Here is a 12185-nt window from a genome sequence, read left to right on the forward strand (position 1 = left end):
CACCCGGAAGCGGTTATCAGGCGCGCTCGTTCCAGCTATCGGAATGGATGATGTTGCCGTCCTTGAAGGACCAGGTGACCTTCTCGTAACGCAGTTCGATGTCTTCGATGTGATTGTGGCGCTCGTAGGCCGGGTTCTTGATGTCGTGCATGCGCGGCTTCACCGCTACGACCTTGACGTTCTCCAGCAGGGTGTTGAAGTACTCCTTTTCCTTGCCGGCGTCATCGATGCGGAACCACTTGATCTCCACCGACTTCAGCGTCTGGCCGCTGGTGACCGCCTTGTAGAGGTACGGGGTGGATGCGTCGGTTTCCTTGGTGAAGGTCATCGGACGATGGACGCGGGTGCCGGTGAGCTTGCCGGTGTTGGCGTCGGTGGGAATGTTGACAGCGTGGTCGAGCGCGACCACTTCGACGCTGCCTTCACGCCCCTGGACGGAGACGGAGCCCTTGATGTCGGCGCCGCCGTCATCCTTGATCCACATGTATGCGGGGATAGCCATGGTGTCACTTCTCCTGAGGTGGGTTTCGGGGTTGCACGTACCGGGCGCATGCCCGGCCTTTCACGGGGAGGTCGCTTCGGCGACCAGTGAAATCTCGACACGGCGGTTACGCGCGCGGCCTTCGGTGGTGCGGTTGTCGCCCAGAGGACGCAGCTCGCCATAGCCCTGCGTGGCAAATCGTTCCGCTGCGATGCCCGAGGCTTCGATGAGCCAGTCGCGCACCGCCGCCGCGCGGGCCAGCGAGAGCCGTCGGTTGGCTTCAGCGTCGCCTGTGTCGTCGGTATGACCGGCGACGAGGATGCGTTTGTCGGGGTGGCGGCCGATATCGGCCAGAGCCTTGACCAGCAGGCGCGACGAACCCGTTCGCAGGGCCGCGCTTCCGCTTTCGAAGAGCGACATGGCGTCGAGCGACACCAGCACGGGAGGCGCCGGAGGCGGGACATGGCTCGCTATCGTCCGATCGAGTGCCGCGCGCACGGCGTGGTCGCGGTACATGCCAAGGCCAAGCGCAAGAGGCACGCCGACGAGACGGTGACGGTCGAGACGTTTGCGGTCGTCGAGCAGCGCGGTTAATGCGGCTTCCCTTGCGGCGAAGGCCTGGGTTGGCGTCTGCGCGTAGCGGACGAGGTCGGCGTGGTCGTGGCGCAGCCAGCGAAGGTTGTTGCGCGCGCTGCCGGCCCAGGCCAGCGCGAGTGCCACGCCACATAGCGCGGTGAGCCACGCCAGCGACTGTGGCACGGACGCGATTCGCGGTGGACGAGGCAAGTGATCGGCCATCGCATGGGGCAGGGGCCAGGGCGTGACGCTGGCGGCCAGATGGCCGGGCGTCACCCCGGTGGCCGAGGCGATCCAGCGACCCGCGGCGTCTCGTCCGCCGGATGCCGTCCCGGCATCGACCCAGGCCAGTGCGTGGGGGAAGCCCTTGTTCGCAGCGGCCAGCGATGCGCTGCATCGGAGCAGGGCATCGAAACGGGCCGCACCGTAGCCGCCCGCTCCTGGATCACGTCGTCCGTCGGCTTCCACGCCGGCACGCAGTGCGTTCAGGCCGTCCACCGATGGAGACGCCGCGTCGAAGACCACCCCGCGGCAAGAGAGGACACCTGCCATGTCCTGGCCCCACCGGTGGTAGAGCACGAGGTGGGACGGAATCCGGCGGCCAAGGCGACGCCCTGCATCTTCGACGGCTCGTTGCAGACGCCGCGCGGCTTCCGCGAGGTCGTCCATGCCGGCGTGCCGCGAAGGCAGCAGCGCGATCACCACGCCGTCGATCTGCCGGCCGCAAAGGTGGCGCAGCGCGTCGATGCACTCTGTCAGCTGCCCCGGATCGTCGACCCGATGCCACCATGCACCCTGTTCGAGGCGCTGCCGTCGCGCGGTGCCATTCCTGTCGAATAACTCGGGCAGGCCCTCGCCGATGACGACAAGGCACCGTGCGGCGGATGACGGACGAAAGCCAGGCCAGGCGTCGGCGTCGTTGCTCGCGAACAGTGAAGCGGCAGCACGTCTGGCGCGCCGGTGTCGGTGGACTCGCCACCACGCCAACAGCATGGTCGCGACGAGCACGGCCGTCACGCCGCTCCAGTACGCCATGTGATGTCCGTGCAGCCACACGGCGCCGACGCCGCAGGCGAGCGCGGCCGACGATGCGATCACGAGCAGGTCACGGGTCAGCTGTCGCATGCCGGTCTCAACCCGCCAACGGGAACCATCGTGCCAGCTCGGCGTCGAGCGCGCGGCTGCATACGACGTAGGTGGCGACGGCGGCAACCCAGGACGCACCGGCGGCGAGCCAGGGAAGATAGGGCCGTAGCCTGCGCCACGCGCCCGGCTTCCCATACTCCACGATGAAGTCCGGCAGCGGTCGTTCGTTGCCGTCACCGATGCGCGCGTTCAGGCGCGCACGCAGGTCACGCAACGCGGTCTCGCCGCCGCGGGCGTGGTGCCCGCGAAAGCCCAGCGCGAGGATGCCGGCATAGAACACCAGCCAGCTGGAGCCCGATTTTTCGGACGCCATATGCTCTTCGAGATTGACGAACACCTGCTTCCCGCCATCCAGGCGTTCGAAACGCGCCGCCTGGAGCGGATGCGCCTGCCAGGCGGCGCGATCGTCGCCCTCGAGCGAACGAAGCGCCGTCTCGTCAAACAGTGCGCACTGAGCGAAAACCGCCTCCTCGCGTTCCTCGTGGCTGAAGCCGCGTTCCGCCATGGCGGTATTCATTTCGTTCGCGAGGCGCGTGCCGTTCTCGCGCAGCGACTCGACAGAGGCGGGGCGGCCACCGGTGGCGAGGGTGGTCACGGTGAGCGCGGTATCGCGAAGCAGGTCGTGGAGCCGGCGGGAGGAGGTGTCCATGGGAACTGTCATCGGGGAAGGACCGCGTAGATTTCGAGGGAGACATCGCCCAGCGCCGAGGGGAGGTACACATGCGCGGCACCGCTGGCGAGCATCCGCCCGTGCTCGGCCGAACGGCTGTCGAGGGCGAAGTACTGCGTATCCAGGCGAACCGGCAGCGCCGGCGGAAGCCGCGTGGTCAGCCGCAGGGGGATGCCCGGCAAGGCGGCGTTCACCACATGGGCGATGTCGTCGGCCGCACCTACCTTGCAAAGCTGCGGAATCTTGTCGGCAAGCTCCGCAACGTCGGCTGCGGAGACGGCGAGGTAGAAGTCGGCCCCTTCGCGGAGGCGCGGCTCCAGAAGGGCGGCGTGCCATGTGGTGGCGTCCTGACGAGCGAGGCCGAGCACGACAAGCGACGAGGGAATGACGGCGTCGAGCAACGAAGCGACCATCGCCTCCAGTTGCGCAAAACAGGTGTCCTGCTGTCGGTGGTCGTACGCCGGGATGTCATCCAGGCCCTTGTCAGCACTGAACATCATCAGTGCGGCTGCCAGTTCGGCCAGGGCGAGGTACAGCCGTTCCGGCGACTGGTGCGGATGACTGGCGAGGAATGCCAGCCGGGGCCAGTGCGATTGCACCGTGTGCAACAGCCAGAGCAGGCTGACGTCGGAAACACCGAACTCCACGGCAAGCTCGTTGCGCGACCGCCGGCGCGCTACCAGCGTGTCCGCACGTGCTGCCAGCACCTCCGCCACCCGCCGCACGCGGGCGAGGTGGCGTTCGTTCGCGTCGATGTACAGGCAGGGCGGAACGAACGACGGATCGACCCGGAAGCGCCCATGGCCTCCCCGTACCAGCCGGAGGACAGGACAGGTGACGTCGTCGGCGTGCGATTCATGGTCGAACAGAAGACGCAGGTGGTAACGCTCGACGGAGATCTCCTCCTCGCTTTCACCGAAGCGGTCGCGCACGCTCGCGTGAGCGCGGCGGAATCGTCGCGGAGCCGACGCGCCATCCGTTCGGTCATTCACCTCGTCCTGACGCAGGAGTGGCAGTGCGATATGCACCACGACCTCGCGCACGTCGTCGGGGATGTCCCGTTCGAGGTGCCTGGGTTCGGGAAGGTCGCACTGCTCCGCCGTATCGATCCATGTGCCGTCGGAAAGCCGCGCACTCACCGCGCGGAGCAGGAGGCGCGATGCGTCGAGTGCCGCCTCGTCGAGGTCGACGGAAACGATGCCCCAGGGTTCGGCCATGGAAAGCTGCGCGAGGTGACGGTGTTCCGTTCGCAGCCAGAGCTCCTGCTGTTGGAAATGCTGCGGCGTAAGTACGATGCCTTCGTGCCAAAGTGGTTTCTGCATCCGCTTGCTTCAATGTCGTCCGTTGAGGGCGCGGATTATCGGCGCGATGTGTGCCTTCTACAACTGCTTCTTGCAGCATCGTGTACGAAATAAAGCAGTGCATTTTCAGAATTATCTTATGGCGCTTCCGGGAACGTCTCACATCACATGACGTACTTTGACGACTTGTCCATTCGGCGTGGGCGCCGCCTGCAAGGCGCGTCCACGATCGGCACGAAAATTTCGTACACGCCTTTTTGACGGCGCTTGTCTTCGGCGGTCTAATGCCGCCCCCTCTCGTGCGACGGATGCATCGTGCCCGTCGCTCAACCCACGCACGGACGAAACCTCCATGTCAGACAGCTTCCAGCGCGAGATTCCCAAGGCGCGCGTCAACATCAGTCTCGATCTCCACACCGGTGGTGCGAAGAAACGCGTTGAGATTCCGCTCAAATTGCTGGTGATGGGCGACTACAGTGGCCGCGATGACGATACGCCGCTGGCATCGCGCGAGAAGCATTCCATCGATCGCAACAATTTCGATGCGGTCCTGTCCGATCTCGCTCCCGCGGTTCGCGTCGATACCGTCAACACCTTGGCGGGTGGCGATGCCACGCTGTCGGCGGAACTGCGCTTTGCGTCCATGAAGGACTTCGAACCCGATGCCGTGGCGCGCCAGGTGCCGGAGCTTCGCGTGCTCCTCGCCATGCGCAACCTCCTTCGCGACCTGCGCTCCAACCTGCTCGACAACGCCGCGTTCCGCCGTGAACTGGAGCGCGTCCTTCGCGACGAGGCGCTGTCCGCCAGCCTGCGGAACGAGCTTGACGCCATCGCGGACGACGTCGGCCGTCCGGCCTGAACGCCTCCGGCACCTACCCTATCCCGCAAAGGAATCGCTCATGACTTCCCCGGAAACCCGTCGGGCCGCCGCCAGCACGCTGGTGTCGGACGCTCCCGGCGTCTACGAGTCGCTCTGTCAGAAGATCAATCTCAAGCCCGTCGCGGCGGCGCGTCCGCTGGAAGTGTTCGAGGACGGTGAACTGCTGGCCGAAGCGTCGGCCGACGAGCGCATGGCGCGCGCGGTAACGGTTTTCCTCCGTATGGTCGGCGAGGCAGGAACGACCATCGACAAGCTGGACAAGACCCTGCTCGACCACCACATCGGCCTGCTGGATGCGCGCATCGGCGCGCAGCTCGACGCCATCATGCATGCGCCGGTCTTCCAGCGCATCGAGGCCGCTTGGCGCGGCCTGAAGTTCCTGGTCGATCGCACCGACTTCCGCAAAAACGTAAAGCTGGAGCTGATCGATATCTCCAAGGAGGCGCTGCGCCAGGACTTCGAGGATGCGCCGGAACTCGTGCAGAGCGGTCTTTATCGGCACGCCTACGTACAGGAATACGACACGCCCGGCGGTCAGCCGATCGGCGCCGTGATCTCCGACTACGAGTTCGACAGCTCGGCACGCGACGTGGCGTTGTTGCGGGACATTTCGCGCGTGGCCGCGTCGTCGCACATGCCCTTCATCGGCGCGGCCGGTCCGGCGTTCTTCGGCAAGCAGACCATGGAGGAGGTCGCGGCCATCCAGGACATCGGCACGTACTTCGATCGGGCGGAATTCACCCGCTGGCGCGGCTTCCGCGAATCCGACGATGCGCGCTACATCGGCCTGACCATGCCCCGCGTACTGGGTCGCCTGCCGTACGGACCGGATACGCGGCCGGTCAGGGGGTTCAACTACGTCGAAGGCGTCAAGGGCAGCGAACATTCGCGCTACCTGTGGGTAAGCGCCGCCTTCGCCTTCGCCGCCAACATGGTGCGCAGCTTCGTCGACAACGGCTGGTGCGTGCAGATCCGCGGCCCGCAGGCCGGTGGCAAGGTGAACGACCTGCCCGTACACATGTATGACCTGGGCACGGGTTTCCAGCCCAAGATTCCCACGGAGGTGCTGATTCCCGAGACGCGCGAGTTCGAGTTCGCCAACCTTGGCTTCATCCCGCTCTCGTTCTACAAGAACCATGACTACGCGTGCTTCTTCTCCGCCAGTTCCGCACAGAGCCCGGCGTTGTTCGATACGCGCGAGGCCACTGCCAACAGCCGCATCAATGCACGCTTGCCGTACGTGTTCCTCCTCTCGCGCATCGCGCATTACCTCAAGCTCATCCAGCGCGAGAACATCGGCAGCACGAAAGACCGGCGCGTGCTAGAGGTGGAGTTGAACAACTGGATCCGCGGTCTCGTCACGGAAATGAACGATCCCGGCGACGACCTCCAGGCATCGCACCCGCTGCGCGATGCGCGCGTGGTGGTGGAGGACATCGAGGACAACCCCGGGTTCTTCCGCATCAAGCTGTTCATCGTGCCGCACTTCCAGGTGGAGGGCATGGACATCGGCCTGTCCCTCGTCTCGCAGATGCCACGCGCGAAGTCCTGACGCGCCCGACCGTCAAGGAACAGACCATGCCTTCACCCACCCGCATTCACCAGCCCTACGGGCTGGACCTGCCCGGGTTTCCCGTTTCGGTGCATTCCTTCACGGGCGAGGAAGCCCTGAACGAGCCCTACCGTTTCGTCGTGGACGTCACCAGCGCCGCGGTCGGCGCCGCGCTGGGTTCGCTGATCGGCCGGCGCGCCACCTTCCGCATCCGCTCGGTGGACCCGGGCCGCGAGGCCCTGGTCGCCCGCTACGGCGACCTCGCCTCGCTGGCCGAAGGGCCGCCGCGGTCGTTCGCCGGCGTGGTCACCGGCATCGAGGATGTCGGCGAGCATGGCGACGAGATCCGCTACCGGATCGTGCTGGAAGCGCGGCTGGCGCAGTTGGCCGGCCACGTCACCAGCCGACTGTTCCAGCACGCCAGCGTGCCGGAGATCATCGAGGCGGTGCTGCGCCATGCCGGTTTCGCAGGCCACGACTTTCGCTTCGACCTGAAGGACGCCTACGCCCGGCGGGAATACACCACGCAGTACGCCGAGAGCAGCCTCGCCTTCGTCCAGCGGCTGGCCGCCGACGAGGGGCTGTGGTTCCGCTTCGAGCAGGGGGCGCAGGGCGAGGTGGTGGTGTTCGGCGATCACGACGGTGCGCGCGGCCGCCATGAGGCCAACCTGCCGTACCGCCGCGACGCCGGCCTGGAGAGCGTCGGCGACGAAGCCGTGACCCGGCTGGGCGTGCGCCATCGCAGCGTGCCGGGCGCGGTGCGCGTCGACGACTACAACCACCGCACTGCCGAGGTGGCCCTGCTGGCCACGGATGGCGACGCCGCCGGCATTCACCTCGACCACCGCTGGGGCACGCATCATGCCTCACCGCAGGCCGGCGAACGTCTCGCCCGCCTGCGCCACGAGGCGCACCTGTGCACGCAGACCGTGTACGAGGGCGAGGGCAACGCCATGACCCTGGGCGCGGGCGATGTCGTGCGCGTGCCCGATGCGCCGTACGCCGAAGCCGCCGGCGGCCTGTTCGTCACCGGCATCGCGCATGAAGGCGCGCGCGACCGCGCCTACCGGCATCGCTTTCACGCCATCCCGGCCGAGCGCGCGTACCGCCCGCTGGCCGATCCGGCGACACGGCCGCGCATCGCCGGCGTACTGCCGGCGCGCGTGGTCACGGCGGGCATGGATACCTACGCGCCGCTCGACGGCGAGGGTTGGTACCGCGTGCGCCTGCCGTTCGACCTGGACACCTGGAGCCCCGGTGGTAGCAGCCGTCCGGTGCGTTTCGCCCGGCCGTACGCCGGGGCCGGTTACGGCCACCACTTCCCCCTGCTGGCCGGCACCGAGGTGGCGCTGGTCTTCACCGACGGCGACCCGGACCGGCCGATCATCGTCGGCGCGCTGCACGACAGCCAGCACACCGACCCGGTGCGCGCGCCCAATCGCACGCGCAACATCGTGCGCAGTGCGGCCGGTAACGAGCTGCGTTTCGAGGACCAGCGCGAGGGCCGGCATGTGCACCTGCATACGCCGCATGCGACCAGCGAGTTGAATCTCGGGCATATGGTGGATAGCGGTGGCGCGACGCGGGGCGACGGTGCCGAACTGCGCACCGACGGGCATGCGTCGCTGCGCGGAAAGCGCGGTGTGCTCGTTTCGGCCGGCAACGACGGTGCCGTCGGCGAACCGCAACTGGCCATGGAAGCAGCCAGGCACCGCATCGAGAGCGCGCTGTCCCATACGCGGACTCTTTCGGAAGCTGGCGAGGCAGCGCAGACGGCGGCACTCGATGTGGCAAGACAGGAACGACTGCTGCGCGAGCGGCTCGACAGATTGCAGGCGGCGGTGGTGCTGGTCGATGCGGCGCAGGGCCTTGCTTTGGGCTCGGGAGACGACATACAGCTCGTGGCGGAAGGCAATATCGCGGCCATGGCGGCGCGAAACCTCGAGGTAGCCGCCAGCGATAGTGTCTCCATTGCCGCGCGCGGCGGTCTTTCGCTCTTCGCACAGGAACTCGGTATCGCCATCGTCGCCGCCATGAAGGATGTGAGGCTGGAGGCCAGGACGGGAGCGCTCTCGCTTGCGGCGGATCGTGACATCAACATGGCCAGCACGTCAGGCGGCCTGATGCTCACCTCCCGTGAGGGCATCACGCTCGCCAGTGGCGGGGCCTATATCCGTCTTCGCGACGGTCGGATCGAGATCGCGTGCCCCGGCGAGATGAACCTTGACTCCGGCATTCTCAAGTGGTCGGAAGGGAAGAGCCTGAATGTGCCACTTCCTGCCATGCAGGTTGGCGCGTGCGAAGACTGCCTGCTGGGAGCAGGCAAGGCGGTAGAGCCGCACTCGGAGGTCTTCTGATGAACGGCATCAAAAGGGAATCCGTCGCCTGTCTGGGTTTCATGGTAGCGCTTGCACTTGCGGCATGCGGAAAGGCGCCGCCATCGGGTTCGTCTTCTCCGGTTGGAAGCTCGTCGTCGCAAGGCGGCGAGGCATCGCCTCCTGCCGAGCCGATCTATCGCGACGTGGCGATCCCGGTGGAGAATTACCTGCCGTTCGCCATTTCGCGAGTGACGATCAGGGACGCGTACGGCAATGAAGCCAGCGGCCGGGGCACCAGCGCCTGTTGCTACACGTTGCGAGGTACCGAGTTCACGGTCACCTGGGACTATTACGACGAAGACGAGCGGATTCGCGGGCAGAAGAATACTTATCACGGCGAAGCGAAGGTCAGCTACCGTCCGGAGAAGGCGAGCTTTCGGAACAAGCTGGCGACACTGGCTATACACATCTTCCCCGATCATCACGTCGAACTCGACTTTCCCAACGCGATTCTGCTGGAGCCGCGTCTGCCATTCCGGCATGCGCCGCAATGGATGGACCGCTATCCGGAACTGGATGCACGTTTCCGCCTGCAGGGCCTGCCCCCCCGGCAGCCACCGATGTTCGACAGTTACGAGACGCGTTCCCGTGCGATCAGGCGGGCGATGGTCGATGGCTGGCTCAAGTATCGGCTGACGACCATCGAAGACCTGGGCGCTTACGCCTACTTCCGCATGGCGGTGAACAGGCGCTTCGACGCTCATCCAGACGTCGAGCCGTTGCTGGCGACCGGGCGGGGCAAGCCCGGTAGCGTGGCGAAAGGCTTGGATCGCCTGTCGCCGGCTGTCATGAATGATTTGCGGAGCGATCGTTTCGCAGCGGTCGGCGTGCCTGAGATCGACCCTAAGCTGCGCCCGCTGGCGTTCGAACCGGACGGGCCAGCATTGCGCCTGCGCCCAAGGGAGGAGCCGGAGGATACGGCCGGGCGCGAGCTGCCTCCGGGCGACGTAAGCATCTACTGGATCGATCACGCTTCCCATGCGTTGCGACGTTATTCCGGGTTCAAGCCGCGCGAGGACATAGTGAAGTTGCCGCCCGAGAAGCGGCCTGACGGCCCGTGGTGGTTCGAGACCCACAAGGACCGTCGTGCCGCGATCCGCGAGAATGTCCATGAAGCGTGGCTGAAGTATGAGCTTCTGGAAGCTGAGGACCTGGCTCGGTACACCTACTTCAAACTGGACATCAACGAAACATTCGACGCCCACCCCGCGGTGCACGACATCCTGCTGGATAGCCGCGATGTACCGGGGCACTTCGCAAAAGCGCTCGATGGTCTCCCGCTGAAAGTGCTGAGCGAGCTGAAAAAGAACAGCTTTACACCGGTCTCTGTTCCGGCCCTGGCGCCTCACCATGAGCCGGAAGGAGCAAAGGCACGATGAGCGTCGTGTTGCGCGCAGCCCTGATGGCGGCCTTTTTCGCGTTAGCCGCCTGCGGCAAACCACCGCGGACGGAGATATCGTTGCCGGCTTCGTCGTCCACGGCAGCGGTACCCGCGCAGGAAGTCAAAGCTGCCGAATCGCCGCGCGAGCCGGTGTATCGCGGTGTGGCTATTTCGGTTGCTAGCTACCTGCCGTTCAATCTCGATAATGCGACGATCACCGGTGCCTACGGCAACAAGGCCAGTGGTCAGGGCAGTAGCACCTGTTGTTACACCCTGCGTGGCACCGAGTTCACCGTGACGTGGGACTACTACGATCAGGACGAATGGTTGCGTACCCCACAGAAGTATCTGGGTGAGAAGAAGGCGCGCCGATATCACGGCGAGACGAAAGTCAGCTACCGGCCGACTGAGTCGATTCCACGGGATACTCTGGCACCTACGTTCGCCATCCATATCTTCCCCGACCACCACGTCGAACTAGGTTTCCCCGAAGAAATCGTGCCGAAGCGACGCCTTCCGCTTCGGGAGGCGGCTCGATGGATGGACCGCTATCCGGAACTGGATGCACGAATTCGACCTCAGGGCCTGGCGCCACGGGCGCCGCCGATGTTCGACCACTACGCGACACGCGACCGTGCCATCGAGCGAGCGATCGCCGAGGGCTGGCTGAAGTACCGGCTGACGACCGTCGAAGACCTGGGCACGTATGCGTACTTCCGCATGGCGGTGAACAAGCGCTTCGACGCGCACCCGGCAATCCAGCCGCTGTTGGCGGCAGGGAAGGACAAGCCCGGCAGCGTGGCGAAGGGGTTGGATGGCTTGTCGCCAGCGGTCATGAAGGCGTTGAAGGACGACCGCTTCACGGCGGTCGCCGTGCCGGCGATCGATCCGAAGGTGCGTCCTTTGGAGTTCGAGCCGGATGGGCTGGCGTTGCGGACGCGGCCGAGGGGAGCACCAAGGGATGCGTCTCGGCGGAGTGTGCCGAGTGAGGCCATGTACTGGCGGTATGAAACGGACAAAGTATTGCGCCGTTATCCCGAACTGGATGCACGCGAAGAGATGGCGAAGCTGCCGCCGGAGAAACGGCACGATGGGCCGTGGCGGTTCGAGACATCGGAAGAGCGATTCAGCGCCATGTTCGCCCTGACCAGGGAAGCTTGGAGAAAGTATGAGTTGTTCGCCCCCCGAGACTTGGCGATCTACATGTACTTCGCGCTGGCGATTAACGAGCGGTTCGACGCGCACCCTGTTGTGCATGAGATCTTGCTCGACGGAAGAGACGATTTCGGTTATGTCGCAAAGGCGCTCGATAACCTGCCGTCTAACGTACTGGCGGAACTGAAGAGCAACCGTTTTACACCTGTGGAGGTACCGTACCTGGCACCTGACCAGCGGTTCACGGAGAAATTGAAAGGAACGACACCATGACCACTGAATCCTTCGAGCCCTTGCATCCGGACGATGAAGTTCCAAACGATGTCGTCAAGAGACTAGAAAGACTTCAAGAAGAAGACACCCCGTTCACCGGCTGCCTCCCCTGCGGCATCGTCGTGCGCATGGGCTTCTTCTTCGACGCCTTCGGCCGGCACCGGGACCAGGACGATCCGGCCAGCTCGATGTACTCGAACATCTGCCGGCTGTGGGAGGCGCATCGCGATCCGGAGCAGCCGCTGGAACCGAACCGCCGCTGGTACCGGATGTACTACTCGGGCCTGGGCACGCCGCTGAACGAGGACGCCGAGGTCGATCCGTGGCTCGGGCTATCCGCGGGCATCGGTGAACGCATGCGGGAGAAGGTCATGGGCACGACCAGCAAGGTG

9 protein-coding genes and 1 pseudogene are annotated in these 12185 nt (G+C 65.4%); 6 read left to right on the forward strand and 4 right to left on the reverse strand.

Annotation, left to right across the window (positions count from 1 at the left end):
• Positions 1–16: 16 nt before the first annotated feature.
• From VGM71_RS02885 to tssK, 4 genes are read right to left on the reverse strand one after another with little or no spacing between them, the layout of a single operon-like run.
• A complete protein-coding gene (locus VGM71_RS02885) occupies positions 17–502 on the reverse strand; it encodes an Hcp family type VI secretion system effector (protein ID WP_331542294.1) in 486 nt (161 codons plus the stop codon).
• A 60-nt stretch (positions 503–562) separates the two neighbouring features.
• Positions 563–2182: an OmpA family protein gene (locus tag VGM71_RS02890; protein WP_331542296.1), complete on the reverse strand. Its 1620-nt coding sequence runs from the start codon at positions 2180–2182 to the stop codon at positions 563–565.
• A 7-nt stretch (positions 2183–2189) separates the two neighbouring features.
• Complete coding sequence (locus tag VGM71_RS02895; protein WP_331542297.1) at positions 2190–2852, reverse strand: DotU/TssL family secretion system protein; 663 nt, start codon at positions 2850–2852, stop codon at positions 2190–2192.
• Between the two features lie 8 nt (positions 2853–2860).
• A complete protein-coding gene (tssK, locus tag VGM71_RS02900) occupies positions 2861–4195 on the reverse strand; it encodes a type VI secretion system baseplate subunit TssK (protein ID WP_331542298.1) in 1335 nt (444 codons plus the stop codon).
• 331 nt (positions 4196–4526) lie between these two features.
• On the opposite strand from tssK, the gene tssB reads away from it, so the two are divergent.
• The 6 genes and pseudogenes from tssB to VGM71_RS02930 all read left to right on the forward strand — a co-directional run.
• Positions 4527–5033: a type VI secretion system contractile sheath small subunit gene (gene tssB, locus VGM71_RS02905; RefSeq protein WP_331542299.1), complete on the forward strand. Its 507-nt coding sequence runs from the start codon at positions 4527–4529 to the stop codon at positions 5031–5033.
• Positions 5034–5073: 40 nt separating this feature from the next.
• Positions 5074–6606 (forward strand): type VI secretion system contractile sheath large subunit, encoded by a 1533-nt coding sequence (gene tssC, locus VGM71_RS02910; protein WP_331542300.1) that lies wholly within the window; start codon positions 5074–5076, stop codon positions 6604–6606.
• Positions 6607–6632: 26 nt separating this feature from the next.
• On the forward strand, positions 6633–8963 hold the full coding sequence (locus VGM71_RS02915) for a type VI secretion system Vgr family protein (protein ID WP_331542301.1): 2331 nt from the start codon (positions 6633–6635) through the stop codon (positions 8961–8963).
• A 164-nt stretch (positions 8964–9127) separates the two neighbouring features.
• On the forward strand, positions 9128–10363 hold the full coding sequence (locus VGM71_RS02920; RefSeq protein ID WP_331542302.1) for a hypothetical protein: 1236 nt from the start codon (positions 9128–9130) through the stop codon (positions 10361–10363).
• Positions 10360–11793, forward strand: a complete 1434-nt coding sequence (locus tag VGM71_RS02925) for a hypothetical protein (RefSeq protein ID WP_331542303.1) — start codon at positions 10360–10362, stop codon at positions 11791–11793. The genes VGM71_RS02920 and VGM71_RS02925 overlap by 4 nt, the downstream gene beginning before the upstream one ends.
• Positions 11790–12185, forward strand: a pseudogene (locus VGM71_RS02930) (hypothetical protein); the annotation flags it as partial. The gene VGM71_RS02925 and the pseudogene VGM71_RS02930, both read left to right, overlap by 4 nt.

The organism is Luteibacter sp. (genome assembly GCF_036499525.1).
Lineage (GTDB): Bacteria > Pseudomonadota > Gammaproteobacteria > Xanthomonadales > Rhodanobacteraceae > Luteibacter.